This window comes from Vreelandella venusta (assembly GCF_044809155.1).
Lineage (GTDB): Bacteria > Pseudomonadota > Gammaproteobacteria > Pseudomonadales > Halomonadaceae > Vreelandella > Vreelandella venusta_B.
Genome location: NZ_CP085241.1, coordinates 216,003 through 231,156 on the forward strand (window position 1 = coordinate 216,003; position 15,154 = coordinate 231,156).

Sequence of the window (15,154 nt, forward strand, 5' to 3'; positions counted from 1 at the left end):
TCATGGCTCGTTATATTGGACCTAAGTGTAAATTGTCTCGTCGCGAAGGCACCGACCTCTTCCTGAAGAGTGGCGTGACTCCCTTCGAGAAAAAGTGTAAATCCGAGCAGATCCCGGGTGTACACGGCCAGCGTCGTCAGCGTCTTTCCGACTACGGCTTGCAGCTTCGCGAGAAGCAGAAAGTACGCCGTATGTATGGCGTACTCGAAAAGCAGTTCCGCAACTACTACAAAGAAGCCGCCCGCCTGAAAGGCGCGACGGGTGAGGTACTGTTGCAGCTGCTTGAATCCCGACTGGATAACGTCGTCTACCGCATGGGCTTTGGCTCGACTCGCTCTGAAGCGCGTCAGCTGGTCAGCCACAAGGCGATTTCTGTGAATGGCCGCACCGTTAACGTAGCTTCCTACCAAGTGAAGCCGGGTGACGTTGTTTCTGTTCGCGAAAAGGCGAAGAACCAAGCGCGTATTCAACTCGCGTTGACCATCGCGGCCAACCGTGGCGACATCGCTTGGATCGAAATCGACGCCAAGAAGATGGAAGGCACTTTCAAGGCTCTGCCTGAACGCGGTGACCTGACTGCCGACATCAACGAAAACCTGATCGTCGAGCTGTACTCCAAGTAAGCAGTTTGATTTTAATTTCTGCTTCTTGAGGCCTGGGCGGGATAGCAATGCTAACCGCCCAGATGCTCTTGAGTATCATACTTTAGAGTACTCAGTATCCGTTTGGCAGCCTGAAGAAAGGTGTTCATATGCAGCGTTCAGTGACAGAGTTTCTTCGTCCTCGCGACATCAAGGTCGAAGAAATCAGCGCACATCATGCCAAGATCGTTCTCGAACCGTTCGAGCGCGGCTTTGGTCACACCCTGGGGAATGCACTTCGTCGCATTCTGCTATCATCCATGCCCGGCGCTGCCGTGGTAGAGGCTGAAATTGCCGGTGTAGAGCACGAGTACAGTGCGCTCGAAGGGGTGCAGGAAGATGTCATCGAAATCCTCCTGAACTTGAAAGATGTTGCGATCAAGATGCACAGCCGCGATGAGGCGGTGCTCTCGCTGAACAAGCAGGGCCCAGCCGTCGTCACCGCTGGCGACATTGCGCTTGATCATAGCGTCGAAATCGTCAACCCGGACCATATCATTGCGCATGTTAATGAAGGTGCCGAGCTGAAAATTCAGCTTAAGGTCGCGCTGGGTCGTGGTTACGAACCGGCTGACGCGCGTGGCTCTGATGAAGAGACGCGTGCCATTGGCCGCCTGCAGCTGGATGCTACCTTCAGCCCTGTCCGTCGTGTTTCTTATTCGGTTGAAGCCGCTCGCGTTGAGCAGCGCACCGACCTCGATAAGCTAATTATCGATTTGGAAACGGACGGTACCCTGGATCCGGAAGAGGCTATCCGTCGCAGTGCGACCATTCTGCAAGAGCAGCTGGCCGCCTTCGTCGACCTGGAAGCTGATAAAGAGCAGGAAGTCGAAGAGGAAGAGGATCACGTTGATCCGATCCTATTGCGCCCCGTAGACGATCTTGAGTTGACCGTACGCAGCGCTAACTGCCTTAAAGCCGAGAATATTTACTACATCGGTGATCTGATTCAGCGCACAGAAGTTGAGCTGTTGAAGACCCCGAACCTCGGTAAAAAGTCTTTGAATGAAATCAAAGATGTATTGGCGGCGCGCGGTCTGTCCCTTGGTATGCGGTTGGAAAATTGGCCACCCGCTAGCCTGAAGGACGATAAAGCCTCCGCGTAAGCGTCGACTTGAGTCCCAGTTTGGTAAGGAATTACAACCATGCGTCATCGTAAGAGTGGTCGTCATCTGAATCGTACCAGCTCGCATCGTCAGGCCATGTTCAAGAACATGTCTGTCTCGCTGGTCGAACATGAAGTTATCAAGACAACCCTGCCTAAGGCTAAAGAACTGCGTCGCGTTATCGAGCCGCTGATTACTTTAGCTAAGCAGGATAGCGTTGCTAACCGTCGTTTGGCATTTTCCCGTACGCGTTCTAAAGAAGCTGTCGGTAAATTGTTCAACGAGTTAGGTCCGCGTTACGCCGAGCGTCCGGGTGGTTACATCCGTATTCTCAAGTGCGGTTTCCGCACCGGCGACAACGCGCCTATGGCATACGTTGAGTTAGTTGACCGTCCGATTGCTGAAGAAGAAGCTGCTGCAGAGTAACGCTTGCACTTTTTTTCACGCAAAATGAAAACCGACCCAGCTGGGTCGGTTTTTTTATGCCCGCTGTTTTATAGTTAACCTATATACTCTTTATAAGCGTTAATTTATGAGGCGCTCGTGCTAGTCTTTTTTATCGATGATTAAGCTGCTATTGAGTGTTCGCATACGTCTAAAAAGCAAGGGGCATGTATGGCCACAATGGGAATATACGCAAGGGCAGTGGCGCTATGGTGGGTGCCGCTCACGCTCTCTTTACTGGTGCTGGGGGCGTTTACGCAGGCGCACGCCAATCCACGTTATGCCGGCATTGTGGTGGATCTTGAAAACGGTGAAGTGTTGTATGCGGAAAATGCCGACAAAAGACGCTATCCTGCCTCGCTGACTAAAATGATGACGCTGTATCTGACGTTTGAAGCATTGGAAAAGGGTGAGCTTAGCCTCAACCAAGCCTTACCTGTTTCTGCGCAGGCGTCTGCAATGCCGGCTACTAAGCTTTGGTTGGCGGCAGGTAGTTCGATTCCTGTGGACACCGCGATTCGCGCGTTAGCGGTACGTTCAGCGAATGATGTCGCAGTGGTTGTTGCCGAAGCGCTTGGTGGTAGTGAGCAGCGGTTTAGTCACTTGATGACGGCAAAAGCCCGCGAGCTGGGTATGAATTCGACGACTTTTCGTAATGCCTCAGGTCTGCCAGACGACCAGCAGGTGACTACCGCGCGGGATATGCTGATACTGTCGGTACGTGTGATGCAAGACTTTCCACAGTACTACCACTATTTTGGTCTCCAAGAGTTCACTTACCGAGGCACGCGTCATACCAGCCATAATCGATTAGTGCGGAACTACCCGGGGGCCGATGGGCTTAAAACGGGCTTTATTCGTGCTTCAGGTTTTAATGTTGCCACAACGGCGGTACATAATGATCGGCGCTTGGTGGGCGTTGTGATGGGCGGGTTTTCCGGCGCTTCCCGTGATACCCATATGGCCAATTTATTGGATCGTAGCTTTAGCCGTGCAGCGCTGCGCGACGAGCGCACATGGTTAGCGAATACTAATTTTTCACGTGAGTTTATGGCGTTTCCAGGAAGAGGGCAGCCGCTCACCCCGCCCGCCATGCCCAGCCAACCCATGCTTGCCAACGTAACAACCACGCTATCCCCTGCGCGCACGTCAGCAGTCGCGGTAGAAGAGCAGCTCGCTCGCTCGTTAGAGCAGCCCTCGCAACCTGCCGTTGTGGCAGACCCAGACCCGTTACAGGCGTTTATTGAGCGAGAACGGGTGATGGCTGCTACTTCTCAAGTATCCAATTCTGCTTCTGGTGGTGTTTGGGGTATTCAGGTGGGCGCCTTTAGTCAGGCATCCCGCGCTGAGCAGTTAGCCCAGCAGGCAGCACAGCGTTTGCCCCAGAGTGTCGGTGGCCGAGTAGCCATTGATACGTTAGGAGGGCAATCACCGGTATTCCGCGCCCGCGTAGTGGCATTAGATGAAGGGAGGGCACGACAAGCTTGCCAATCACTGCAGGCCCAAGGCATGGATTGCATGGTGGTGAACGCAAGCTTGTAAACGTCCCAAGACGACATACTGCCCCGCCAATGCAGCATTGGCGGGCTTTTTTTTGGCTAGTGGTTTACCGCGCCGTGAGGCCGTGGTGGATGAACAGAGGAGTCATAAATGACCACATCGTTAAAAGGCATACTCTGCATGTGCCTAGGCGTCTTTTTTTTGGCATCGGGCGATGCTGTTTCCAAATGGCTCGGTGAAGTGCATTCACCGCTGCAGATCATTTTCTTTCGTACGCTGGTGTCGTTACCGCTGATTGCGTTGCTGGCCTATTTCGCCGGTGGGCTACGAAAGTTAGGCACGAAGCGACCAGGCGTGCACTTGGTCCGAGGGCTTATCTACACCGCGACGATGGTCTTTTTCGTCTGGGGGCTTACGTTGCTACCCCTGGCAGAAGCGACCGCCATCGCCTTTGTTGCACCGCTTTTTGTCACGCTGCTGTCGGTGCCACTACTGGGTGAACGTATTGATACACCTGTGCTGATCGCCTCGCTGGTAGGTTTTGTAGGCGTGCTGATTGTGGTGCGACCGGGGGGCGATGCTTTCCAGTTAGGCACGCTAACGCTCTTGGGGGCCGCCTTCTTTTATGCCCTCATGATGATTACGGCGCGTCGTTATGGTGCCAGAGAGCACCTTTGGGCAATGGTGTTCTATATGACATTAGTGCCCTTTGTGATTACGGCGGTCAGTTTACCCTGGGTGTGGCAAACGCCGCAGCCCTGGCATTGGCTTGGTTTTTTAGCAGCCGGGGTGCTGGGTATTGGCGCCACTGCGTTTATTACGTTGGCGTTCCGCTTCGCGCCAGCGGCCATCGCCGCACCGTTTGATTACACCGCGATGCTTTGGGCGGTTCTGCTGGGCTGGTGGTTCTGGGGAGAGCTGCCGGATCTGTGGGTGTGGTTAGGTAGCGTGCTGATTATTGGCAGTGGGTTGGCGATCGCCTACCATGATCGACGTACAACGCTAAAGCGCCGTCCGAGCGCTTAAATAGCCCAAGTTCTCGCCACTTTTTGATCCAGATCAGCAAAGTCGTTAGCTGAGCAAGACAGTACGTTTGGGCTGGTTATAATCCGGCCCTTTTAGCCTGTTCGCGTTAGGTCGTTACTGACGCGCAGGCCATCGTCCTGATAACGGTGACTGTTTATGCAAGCCCCTGAATTGCTCTCCCCTGCGGGTACCTTCAACAACATGCGTTACGCCTTTGCTTACGGGGCAGATGCGGTGTACGCCGGGCAGCCGCGCTACTCGTTGCGCGTGCGCAATAACGATTTTAAGGTTGATAACCTGCACCGCGGCATTGAATATGCCCATGCACGCGGTAAGCGGTTTTATGTGGCGTCCAACATTGCCCCCCATAACAGCAAGCTAAAAACCTACCTGCGGGATATGGAGCCGGTGATTGAAGCGCGGCCGGATGCGCTGATTATGTCGGATCCCGGCTTGATTATGATGGTGCGAGATCGCTGGCCAGAACAAGAGATCCATCTCTCCGTACAGTCCAACGTGGTGAACTGGGCAGCCGCTAAGTTTTGGCAGCGCCAGGGCATTCGCCGGATTATTTTATCCCGCGAGCTATCGCTGGAAGAGATTGGCGAGATACGTGACGAGTGCCCGGACCTTGAAATTGAAACCTTTGTGCATGGAGCGCTCTGTATCGCTTATTCAGGCCGCTGCCTGCTATCGGGTTATTTTAATCACCGTGACCCTAATCAAGGGACCTGTACCAACGCGTGCCGCTGGAAGTACAACACGGTGGCGGCGGCTCACGATGAGACGGGCGATTTGGTGCCTGCCAATCAGGGGGTGACCGCTCCGGCGAAGGATGAAGATGAATTGTCGGCATTGATTGAAGATGTGACGCGCCCAGGCAAGCTGATGCCTGTTTATGAAGATGAGCACGGCACGTACATCATGAACTCGAAAGACCTGCGCGCTGTTCAGCACGTGGGCCGATTAGCGGAGATGGGGGTCTCATCGCTAAAAATTGAAGGGCGTACCAAATCCTACTATTACGTAGCGCGGACGGCCCAGGTCTACCGTCAGGCGATTGATGACGCGGTTGCTGGGCGCCCTTTTAACATGGGGCTGATGGATGAGCTTGAGAACCTGGCCAATCGAGGCTACACCGAAGGGTTTTACCGGCGCCATGTTCACGATGAATTCCAGAACTACGAGCAGGGCAACTCTATTGGTGTGCACCAGCAGTTTGTCGGCGATGTGCTGGACTACGATGCCTCACGGGAAGTGCTCGACATAGAGGTTAAAAACCGCTTTGAAGTGGGGGATAGCATGGAGCTAATGCTGCCCGGCGGTAACCGTCGCTTTACGTTAGCGCATATTGAAAATCAGCGTGGTGAAGGCGTACACGCGGCCCCTGGTTCCGGGCACCGAGTTCGCGTCCCGGTACCTGGAATGAACATTCAGCCCGAACAGCTTGAGTTTGCGCTGCTTATGCGTGACCTCAAGCCAGCGGCGTCTATTCCCGCCGTTCAGCTGGGGATGCCTGCTTCCTGAGTGTGCCACGCTTCAGAAAGGGCCTGCGCCGCCTGGCGCGGGTCTGGTTGACCGCAAATAGCGGAAATTACCGCCAGGCCATGAGCTCCTGTCGCTTTAACACGCGCTGCGTGTTCCACCTTTAGACCACCAATCGCCACGCTGGGAAGCGGGCAAATCTCAGCCAACCCTGCCAGTCCATCAAAGCCAATCGGTTGAGCGTGGTCTTGCTTGCTACCTGTGGCAAAGACAGGTCCTAAGCCTACATAGTCCAGTAGCTCAACCGGCACGGCCTTGAGCTGGGGAAGTGTGTTAATTGAGAGGCCGATGATGGCATTAGGGCCTAGCGCTTGACGAGCTTCCTGCACCGCCGTATCGCTTTGGCCCACGTGCAGGCCATCAGCGTTGCTCTCTATGGCCACGTTAAGGCGGTCGTTAATAATTAGCGGCACACCGCTTCCCGCAAGCAGCGTTTTCAGGCGTTTCGCCTGGGCAATCATCTGCGCGTCGCTGGCGTGCTTGTCACGTAGCTGCACGATAGTGACACCGCCCTGCACCGCGGCCGCAACTGTCTGCTCTAGGCCAAAAGGGGCGCAAAGCTTGGCGTCTGTTACTAAGTAAAGCGAGAGATCAAACGACATGCACGGCCTCCAGGTGGGTAGCGGTAGAAAGGTCATTGGGGGTGAGTTGATACAGCGCATCTAATAGCGCGACTTGAAAACTGCCAGGGCCTGTTGCCCGCTCTCCCGCTCGGCTGCCCGCCAGCGCAAAGCTGGCGAGTGCGGCGATGCTGGCTTCAAAAGGGTGTTCACGGTTGCACGCTACAAAACCAGCGACCAAAGCGCTAAGGCCGCAGCCTAGCGTCGTCACTTTAGGCATCAGGGGATGGCCGCCTGTAAGACGAACGTGCTGGTGACCGTTGGTAATAAAGTCCTCTTCGCCGGTCATCGCCACTACGCTGCCATGGCGTTGGGCAAGCGCTATGGCGCCGCTAACCGCGTCTTGAGTTGAGGTGGTGGCGTCTACCCCACGGCCTTGGCCAGCTAAACCCATCAGTGCCAGGATTTCTGACGCGTTACCACGAATGACGGTCGGCTGGTGAGCGAGTAACTCAGCGCACAGCGTTTGGCGAAAGCGGGTGGCACCTACGGCAACCGGGTCTAGTATCCACGGTATTCCTTGACGGTTGGCGGTGTTGGCAGCCGTTAGCATGGCCTCCGCCCAGGGCGAGGAGATCGTGCCAATATTGATAGAAAGGGCGCCCGCGATTGCGGTGAAGTCGGCGACTTCTTCAATGGCGTGCAGCATGGCAGGTGATGCGCCAACGGCTAGCAGCACGTTAGCCGTGCTGTTCATAGCCACATAGTTGGTGATGCAGTGAACAAGCGGTGTTGAACGGCGCAACGATTCAAGATAATCGCCTAGCGGGGACTCATTTAGCGGGTACTTGTTTAAGGAGTGCGGGGTCATAGCATCCTCCCGGGAGGGAGGTGGCGTCGCAACACCACGACTCCCTACGCCGGTGTTATCCGGTTCAGGTTCAAAGGGTGCTTCTCAGCCGTTACAACGGCGCCCCTGTCGTGGTGACTACTATCCTTGGCCTAGTTGCGTCTGTAAAGCCTTAGATGAATGGAAGTGTTTTCCAAAAAAGTTGGCAGTGGAATTATCGAAAGGAAATGCGAGTGCCATACGTCAGCATTTCATCGGGCGTTATTGCTTTGCCTTCCACACCAATCATCTCATCGCCGCACTGGTCGGCAAACGTAAGCACGCCGTGAGTTAATCCCAATTGCCCGAGAGTATCGCGTATTTCACCGGTGCCCAAAAACGTGCTGACGTGCCCATCGCTGTTGCATAAATCAGACACGCCGTTTGCGTGGTGAAAGCGGACTTTGTAAATACCGTCCATTGATTCAACTTCCACGATCGGTGAAAAGCCATTTTGCAGCGCATAGGATAGTTGTTTTAGCGTCAGGTGATCGCCCAGGGTCATATCGATTGCAGTCATGACAAGCTCCAGATTGACCCCGCCTACGGGGCAGCTAACTAGTTTCGATAAACGCGTTTTTTGGTAAAAACGATCTTCATTAAGCATTAAGAGCGCTCTGAGTCGCTTAAGAGGCGGCTCAACTGTTTTTGTAAAGCATTTGATGCATAAGTGTAGAGGGTTTGCATAGAATTGCCAGTGGTGCGAGTACCGTTTCCCATTTCAGGGTCATCGCACTGCATCTAAGGCGTGTTGCTGTAGCTTAATCAACGGAATAATTTCCAGCGTGCGCTCATGGGTACTTGAGAGAATCACCGGGGGCGCAAGTCCTACCTGAGCGGCTTCGGCCCAGCGGTGAGCGCACAGGCACCACCGGTCACCGGGCGTTAAACCCGGAAACGCATACTCAGGCCGAGGGGTGACTAAGTCGTTCCCTTGGGCGCGTGAAAACGCCAAAAACTCCTCGGTCACCATGGCGCATACTGCGTGAACGCCTGCATCCTCGACCCCTACCCGGCAAAAACCGTCGCGGTAAAAGCCGGTTTTAGGGGAGTGACAGCAAGGCGTTAGCGGTTCGCCTAATACATTACGATCGCGTGACATGCGGACTCCATTGGTAAAGACTAGAATTCGTAAAGCGCTGCCCTCATGAAGTATCGTTCAAGACAGTTACGCGCTTTATCGTAGGTGAATACTCAGCACTCTAAAGCCTTATATAAAGCCATTGCTTCGTCAAAATATAGTCGCCATGAAGGCGCTCTGTATTCTCACACTCAGCAGCAGGAGAGACCTATGTCGTTTAAAGGCGAACAGCACCCAGGCGTTGCGCCTACCGCACCCCAGACCCAAGGGTTTCGCTTAAACCACACCATGCTGCGGGTAAAAGACCCTGAGCGTGCCCTGGCATTTTACTCCAAAGTGTTTGGCATGCAGGTGCTGCGTCGGCTGGATTTCGAAGAGATGAAGTTCTCACTCTACTTCTTAGCCAACGTAGAGGAAAGTGACAGCGTGCCGGAAGATACTCGTGCCCGCACCGCCTGGACGTTTAGCCAGAAGGGTCTGCTGGAGCTGACCCACAACTGGGGCACCGAAAATGAGCAGGACTTTGCCTACCATGATGGCAACGCCGAGCCGCAGGGGTTTGGCCACATCTGTTTTCATGTGCCGGATTTAGAAGCCGCCCAGGCGTGGTTTGACGAACATGAGGTCACCTTCGTTAAACGTGCCGAGCAAGGCAAGATGAAGGACGTCATCTTCGTAAAAGATGCGGACGGCTACTGGATCGAAGTGATTCAGGCTGATCGCATGGCGGCCATGGGCGACTAACGATGGCTCATTTGCTGTTTCGGTTACGACATGTCACCGATGAAGAAGCCATGGAAGTTCGCCAACTGCTGGATGAGCAGGGCTTTGATGTATACGAAACCCAGGCGGGGTTTTTCCGCCTGGGGGTCGATGCCATTTGGCTGCGTAATCCTGCCCAGCGGGAGGCCGCTGAGGCCGCGTTGGCGGCCTACCAAGCAAACCGTCAATCCAACGCACGCCAAGAGCACGAAGAGGCTGTGGCTAGGGGCGATGCGCCAACGTTATGGCGGCGCTTTCTCGCTCACCCGGTGCAAGTGGTACTGGTGGTCATTGCTGTAGCACTGATCGCCCTATTAACGCTGCTACCGTTTGTGGGCTTGGTACGCTAGTTCTGCGATTGAGTGGGTGCGCTAGGCGCCGCTAAATGTCCGCGTTTTAGGTAAAGCTGCACGCCGTCGCTACCCGCTTGCAACTCAGGTGCTGCACCGACGGGGTAGCGGCACCAGCTGCCGTCTTTATACTCCTGCCCGTCACTCCATAGAGAGCCCTCCAGCACAAACAGTTCCAAGCCCCCGGCAAGCGGTGGATACGTCACCTGTGTGTCAGGGTTCCATCGTTCCAGGCTCACCCGCTCTGGGCCATACTGTTCTGAACTGTACGTATGCAGCATTTTATAGCGAATACCGGGTCGCCGGTCGGGCTGCCAGGGAAGTCGGTGGGCCGGTACGGCCAGCTGCAAGATATCGTTTTCATCAAACTGGTGTAACTTAACCAGAATAAGTGCGCCTTCTTCACCTATTTGTGGCGTATGTCCCGTGCCAATGGGGTTGCGTAGGTAACTGCCAGCAGGGTAGCGGCCATGCTCATCGGCAAAAACTCCTTCCAGCACCAAAATTTCTTCCCCTCCGTCGTGGGTATGGCGGCTGAACTGGCTGTTGGGCGCATAGCGTACCAAGCTAGTGGCGCGAGCCACTTCGTCGCCAATACGGTCCAGCATCATTCGTTCCACGCCTGCGCTGGGGGAGGCAACCCAGCGATACTGCTCCGGAGTAATAGAGGCAAAGTGGCTAAAATCGGCGTTTAGGCGCATGGTGTTGGCTCTTTGCAGGGGTGAATATTCTGCAAGTCTCCCCATCCCTGGGGCAAAATGCAACGCAAAAAAATACCGCCCTGGGGCGGTATTCTGTCGTTCGCTTTTTGGCTTAATGATCATGACCATGGTGGTCGTGGTCATCATGACCCGGCTCGGCCAGCGCATCGTGTAGTACGCGCGCATTGTGGCGCATCATGCCTAGGTACGTGCTGGCCTCGCCCTCACTGGCCAGTGCGTCGGCATACAGCGTGCCCGCAATCGGCAGGCCCGTCTCTTCGGCTAGCTGAACAATGATCGACTGATTGGTCATGTTCTCATGGAACAGCGCCTGCACGTTCTCCTGCTTAATCACATCCACCAGGGCCGCCATGCTGGCGCCGCTGGGGTCAGCTTCGGTAGAAAGACCAACCGGCGAGAGGAAGTTCACCCCATAAGCGTTAGAGAAGTAACCAAATGAGTCATGCCCGGTGATCACGCTGGCAGACGCCGGGATTTCGCTAAGCAGCTCGCGAATGTCGGTATCAGTCGCCTCTAACTCTGCCAGGTAGCGCTCGGCGTTAGCTTGATAGCTCTGCTCATTGGCGCTATCCGCTTCAATTAGGCCATCACGAATGTTGGTAACGTAAACCTTAGCCTGCTGGAGATCCTGCCACGCGTGGGGATCATCATCTCCATGCGCATGGTCGCTGTGGTCATCATCAGTGTGGTCATCGTGGCCATGTCCATGGTCGTCATGCCCATGCGCTTCCTCGCCATGTTCGTGGTCGTCATGCCCGTGGTCATCATCGCTGTGCGCTGCAAAAGCGCGCGGAGCAATGCCGTTGCTGGCGGTGACCAACGAGCCGCTGTAGTCGCTGGCGTCAATCAGCCGCTCCATCCAGCCCTCAAACAGCAAGCCGTTGAAGACTACCAAGTCGGCCCCTGCCAGCGCGCGGGCATCTCCCGGGCTTGGTGAGAAAACATGGGCATCGCCGTCAGGGCCGACAAGGGACGTCACGTCAACGTGTTCGCCACCGACGTTTTCGACTATATCCGCCAAGATAGAGAAGCTAGTGACCACCTGCACCCGCTCGTTGGCCATGGCGGCAGGCAGGGCCAGCATGGCTGAAACGCCCACGAGCCAGCGTGAGGAAGTGAAAAGCGACATAGCATGCTCCTAAGTATCTAATATCTACGTATGAAAAAGCGTGAAAAACCTGTTAGCGCGACGACTCCAGCGCCAAAGGCGTGGTTTTGCGACGCAGCTTTGCAGCTAAGCTGTGATAACGGCCGAACAGCGCCGAGAGTAAATACGCCACCCCTGCCAGCAAAATAATGCTCGGCCCTGAGGGGGTATCAAGATGAAACGAAAGTAATAAACCACCGGTACTGGCAATCATGGCCAATACCACGGCAATACCGATCAAGCCTTCCAGCCGCTTACTCCAAAACCGCGCCGCCGTGGCAGGTAGCATCATTAAGCCAACGGCCATTAAGGTGCCCAAGGTTTGGAAGCCCGCCGTTAAGTTAAGCACCAGCAGCCCTAAAAAGATGCTATGAACCCAGCTACTACGCCGGCTCTGCCCACGTAAAAACAGCGGGTCTAAGCACTCCACTACCAGCGCGCGGAAAATAATCGCCAGGGTGATGACAATCAGCGTGCTAATGCCGGCAATTAACAGCAGGGCGGTGGAGTTAATCGCTAAAATGGAGCCGAACAGCACGTGGGTTAAGTCCACGCTGCTGCCACCCATAGAGATCAGCAATACTCCAGCTGCTAGCGAGATGATGAAAAAACTTGCCATGGCCGCATCTTCCCGCTGCCCACCCATTTTTGACACTGCTCCTGCCAGTAGCGCCACCATCACACCGAACAGAACACCGCCAGCGCTCATCACCGGCAGTGAAAAGCCTGCCAACAAAAAACCGATGGCCACCCCAGGCAAAATGGCGTGAGCCATAGCGTCGCCAATCAGGCTCATGCCCCGCAGTACCAAGAAAACCCCAAGGGGCGGCGCGGCTAATGAAAGTGCTAAACCACCGACAACCGCTCGGCGCATAAAGCCATAATCAAACGGTGCGACAAACCACGCATCAAGCAGTGCCAGCATGACGCCCTCCTAAAGTAAACGGCACCACTTGGGCCGGTGCATGCTGCTGATTGAGCACGCTGGGAGCTACCCAGCGGCCATGGCCGCCGTTAAGCATGAGTACCTCATCGGCCAGGCGGCGCAGGTGATCCATGTCGTGCAGTACAATAATGATGGTGACGCCTTCGTCGGCCATTTGGCGCAAAATGCGAATCAAAATATCGACGGTTTCGCTATCCACGTTGGCAAACGGCTCATCCAGTAACAGAAGCTCTGCTTCCTGCATCAGCGTTCGGCCTATCAGCGCACGCTGGCGCTGGCCACCGGAAAGCTCTCCCAACGGGCGATGGGCCAAATGGGAAATGCCCAAGCGCGCCATGATGTCGCGACCTTTGCGATAATGCGCCGCGCAGTAGCCTTTCATTGCCCCATGGCTTGGCCAACTGCCGGTCATTACCAGCTCCTCCACACTCATAGGAAAGGTAAGATCCAGGGCTAACTGCTGCGGCAACCAAGCACGGCGCGCTTTATCTACCGTGCACACCACGTTGCCACTAATAGGCCGCAACTCCCCCATAATGGCCTGTATTAGAGTGCTTTTGCCGGCTCCGTTCGCGCCAATTAACGCGGTAATCGCCCCCGGCTTTATGTCCCCATCTACATGCTCAAGCACCGTGCGCCCGCCCTGGGCAAGATGTAGATCATGCAGTTGCAGGCGTGAGAGTGAACGCTCGCTCATAGCGGCCACCCGCTTGCCCATATCACTAATCCCCACAATCCCAATAGCGGCAGTGCCACCAAACCCAAGCGCTTCGCGACCGATAACGACATCAGCGAAAAATGACAAGGCCCTTCCTTGTTATGGCGATGCATGTGCTCACTCATAGAGTGTCCTCGCTAGCCAATGAATAAGTTATAACATAACAATTGATAAAACCAAAAAAAGTGGCCGATATTTTACGCGCTCCGGTTGTACTGACAATGTTAAATCGCCTGAAACGTGAAATGCGCGCATAAAGCTACCTCATGGCATCGCGGCAATGAACGCAGTCAAGTCGCGCCATGCAGCAACTATTTTCTGAAACAGAAAAGTTGGAATACGTGTTCGCTATCTAAAGTGACAGGGCCGGCCGATAGAGGCGTATACTGAATATGCAAGAAGGCAACACCACACCACCCAGGCAGCGCTGGGCGGTAGGTGGTAGGGCTGGGCTTAAGCGTTATCGGTTTCCTCGTCATCCTCTTGCCAGTGTTCCATGGCGCGTTTGTCGTCGGGTAGGCGGACGATGTCGCCAATGTTGAGTGTTTGATGCGTCTCAAAGCGGTGGCCATGTTTGTCGAGGATGGCCGCAACGCTGCCAATGCTGACGGCTTCCTCCTCTCGGTAGGCTTCCACTTTAACCCGCACAATTTTACCCATGTAACGGGCAGAAAGAATGGCGCCGGGGTAGGGCGGCATGTGGTCGGGATCGTTTTTAAAGTGTTCCGCTACGCTGGCGCTGCCTGGGTTGTCCCACTCGATATGCCGGTGCATCGCAGTATCCTTACGTAAAGTGATGAAAGAAATCAGAGTGCTTTTAGTGTAGATGGCCTGGGTGCCATTCAGCCAACCTTTGTAAGCATCTGCTATGACTCTATTTTGTAGCGTTGCGTGGGCAGCGTATTACCCAAGTGAGCGGTGCTGGTCAGGCTCAGCGTGGACGTGAACGTGCGGCTGAAAAAAGCCGTGCAAAAAGGGGCGATGGGGAGTGGGAAGGTGGGCGTTCGTTGTTAGCCGCGGCTAATGAATAGCAGGCTAGGCGTAACGTTTTGATCGTGATGGTCTTCAGGCGTGTTGGGCATGCATAGAGGCGCTGCAGTAAATCCTTCACTGCTGACTCGTCGAGTTCGGGGTCAAATCCACCGATGCGTTCTAGCCATGCGCGGCGGATGGCAATGTAGGGAGGTACCGTCATGGCTGAGCCTATCAAGCGCTGCAGCAATCGCGAGGTAAAGCGTGGTGGCGCGCTCACAATGATCAACGCGTCGAGTGAAGCGGTATCTAGCAAGGGGATAATGTCGTCCCACTGCTCTGGGTCGATGGTTTTTTTCTTTAGCGCGATAAACAGCCATTCTGCTTGGCTGATATAGGCGGCTTGATTCAGCCTTGCACCCAGTGGGCGCGAGGGCGTAATCACGCAGTGTACTTGGTAGCGCTGCTCTATTTCTGTTAAGCGGTTATCGGTCCGGTTGTGGGTGACAATAATAGGCACTTGATGATCTGCACGGCCGGACTGCCGAATGGAGTAGAGGTGACGCGGCAAGCGGGCACCCGTTACAAGCGCATCAACAATAAAGCAGACCCTACCCATGAAAGTGGCTTCCTATGTTATGAAACCTGCCAGGTTTGTAATTTATTGTAGCTCTTGGTTTCTTTAAGTAGCAAGAGAAAGTTGTTTAACGTAAATAGCGGTTGTTAGTTTTTTATGCACCAAAAT

At 54.8% G+C, this 15,154-nt stretch carries 18 protein-coding genes and 1 riboswitch; of the genes, 8 read left to right on the top strand and 10 right to left on the bottom strand.

Annotated elements, in window-relative coordinates; all coding sequences use genetic code 11:
• The first annotated feature begins 2 nt into the window (after window positions 1-2).
• The 6 genes from rpsD (at window position 3) to yegQ (ending at window position 6,244) form a co-directional block, all read left to right on the top strand.
• Window positions 3-623 (top strand): 30S ribosomal protein S4, encoded by a 621-nt coding sequence (rpsD, locus tag LG301_RS01050; protein ID WP_404472648.1) that lies wholly within the window; start codon window positions 3-5, stop codon window positions 621-623.
• Between the two features lie 128 nt (window positions 624-751).
• Window positions 752-1,747, top strand: a complete 996-nt coding sequence (locus LG301_RS01055) for a DNA-directed RNA polymerase subunit alpha (protein ID WP_009099031.1) — start codon at window positions 752-754, stop codon at window positions 1,745-1,747.
• Window positions 1,748-1,786: 39 nt separating this feature from the next.
• On the top strand, window positions 1,787-2,173 hold the full coding sequence (rplQ, locus tag LG301_RS01060) for a 50S ribosomal protein L17 (RefSeq protein WP_263066368.1): 387 nt from the start codon (window positions 1,787-1,789) through the stop codon (window positions 2,171-2,173).
• Window positions 2,174-2,362: 189 nt separating this feature from the next.
• Window positions 2,363-3,733, top strand: coding sequence for a D-alanyl-D-alanine carboxypeptidase family protein (locus tag LG301_RS01065; protein WP_404472651.1), 1,371 nt, complete (start codon window positions 2,363-2,365; stop codon window positions 3,731-3,733).
• A 108-nt stretch (window positions 3,734-3,841) separates the two neighbouring features.
• Window positions 3,842-4,717, top strand: coding sequence for a DMT family transporter (locus LG301_RS01070; protein WP_404472653.1), 876 nt, complete (start codon window positions 3,842-3,844; stop codon window positions 4,715-4,717).
• 156 nt (window positions 4,718-4,873) lie between these two features.
• On the top strand, window positions 4,874-6,244 hold the full coding sequence (yegQ, locus tag LG301_RS01075) for a tRNA 5-hydroxyuridine modification protein YegQ (protein ID WP_404472655.1): 1,371 nt from the start codon (window positions 4,874-4,876) through the stop codon (window positions 6,242-6,244).
• On the opposite strand, the gene thiE is transcribed toward yegQ, so the two are convergent.
• From thiE to LG301_RS01095, 4 genes are all read right to left on the bottom strand, one after another.
• Window positions 6,220-6,864, bottom strand: a complete 645-nt coding sequence (gene thiE / locus LG301_RS01080) for a thiamine phosphate synthase (protein ID WP_404472657.1) — start codon at window positions 6,862-6,864, stop codon at window positions 6,220-6,222. The two genes, yegQ and thiE, sit on opposite strands and share 25 nt — an antisense overlap.
• Complete coding sequence (thiM, locus tag LG301_RS01085; protein ID WP_404472659.1) at window positions 6,854-7,693, bottom strand: hydroxyethylthiazole kinase; 840 nt, start codon at window positions 7,691-7,693, stop codon at window positions 6,854-6,856. The genes thiE and thiM overlap by 11 nt, the downstream gene beginning before the upstream one ends.
• Window positions 7,694-7,717: 24 nt before the next feature.
• A riboswitch (TPP riboswitch) is annotated at window positions 7,718-7,810 on the bottom strand.
• 76 nt (window positions 7,811-7,886) lie between these two features.
• Complete coding sequence (locus LG301_RS01090; RefSeq protein ID WP_404472661.1) at window positions 7,887-8,231, bottom strand: hypothetical protein; 345 nt, start codon at window positions 8,229-8,231, stop codon at window positions 7,887-7,889.
• A gap of 207 nt (window positions 8,232-8,438) precedes the next feature.
• On the bottom strand, window positions 8,439-8,813 hold the full coding sequence (locus LG301_RS01095; RefSeq protein ID WP_404472663.1) for a DUF2237 family protein: 375 nt from the start codon (window positions 8,811-8,813) through the stop codon (window positions 8,439-8,441).
• A gap of 189 nt (window positions 8,814-9,002) precedes the next feature.
• On the opposite strand from LG301_RS01095, the gene gloA reads away from it, so the two are divergent.
• Window positions 9,003-9,536, top strand: a complete 534-nt coding sequence (gene gloA, locus LG301_RS01100; RefSeq protein WP_404472665.1) for a lactoylglutathione lyase — start codon at window positions 9,003-9,005, stop codon at window positions 9,534-9,536.
• A gap of 2 nt (window positions 9,537-9,538) precedes the next feature.
• On the top strand, window positions 9,539-9,904 hold the full coding sequence (locus LG301_RS01105) for a DUF6164 family protein (protein ID WP_404472666.1): 366 nt from the start codon (window positions 9,539-9,541) through the stop codon (window positions 9,902-9,904).
• Here LG301_RS01105 and LG301_RS01110 read toward each other — a convergent pair.
• The 6 genes from LG301_RS01110 to LG301_RS01135 all read right to left on the bottom strand — a co-directional run bounded on the left by LG301_RS01110 (window position 9,901) and on the right by LG301_RS01135 (window position 15,028).
• Entirely contained in the window at window positions 9,901-10,605 is a 705-nt protein-coding gene (locus LG301_RS01110) for a cupin domain-containing protein (RefSeq protein WP_404472668.1), read from the bottom strand. The two genes, LG301_RS01105 and LG301_RS01110, sit on opposite strands and share 4 nt — an antisense overlap.
• Window positions 10,606-10,717: 112 nt before the next feature.
• Window positions 10,718-11,755, bottom strand: a complete 1,038-nt coding sequence (locus LG301_RS01115) for a metal ABC transporter solute-binding protein, Zn/Mn family (RefSeq protein ID WP_404472670.1) — start codon at window positions 11,753-11,755, stop codon at window positions 10,718-10,720.
• A 52-nt stretch (window positions 11,756-11,807) separates the two neighbouring features.
• The gene (locus LG301_RS01120; RefSeq protein WP_404472672.1) at window positions 11,808-12,698 is read right to left on the bottom strand and encodes a metal ABC transporter permease; all 891 of its coding nucleotides are present in this window, start codon (window positions 12,696-12,698) and stop codon (window positions 11,808-11,810) included.
• Window positions 12,682-13,416 (bottom strand): metal ABC transporter ATP-binding protein, encoded by a 735-nt coding sequence (locus LG301_RS01125; RefSeq protein WP_404475129.1) that lies wholly within the window; start codon window positions 13,414-13,416, stop codon window positions 12,682-12,684. Before LG301_RS01125 ends, LG301_RS01120 begins: the two co-directional genes overlap by 17 nt.
• A gap of 474 nt (window positions 13,417-13,890) precedes the next feature.
• Window positions 13,891-14,211, bottom strand: a complete 321-nt coding sequence (locus LG301_RS01130) for a hypothetical protein (protein ID WP_404472674.1) — start codon at window positions 14,209-14,211, stop codon at window positions 13,891-13,893.
• 157 nt (window positions 14,212-14,368) lie between these two features.
• Window positions 14,369-15,028: a hypothetical protein gene (locus LG301_RS01135; RefSeq protein WP_404472676.1), complete on the bottom strand. Its 660-nt coding sequence runs from the start codon at window positions 15,026-15,028 to the stop codon at window positions 14,369-14,371.
• Between the last annotated feature and the right edge of the window lie 126 nt (window positions 15,029-15,154).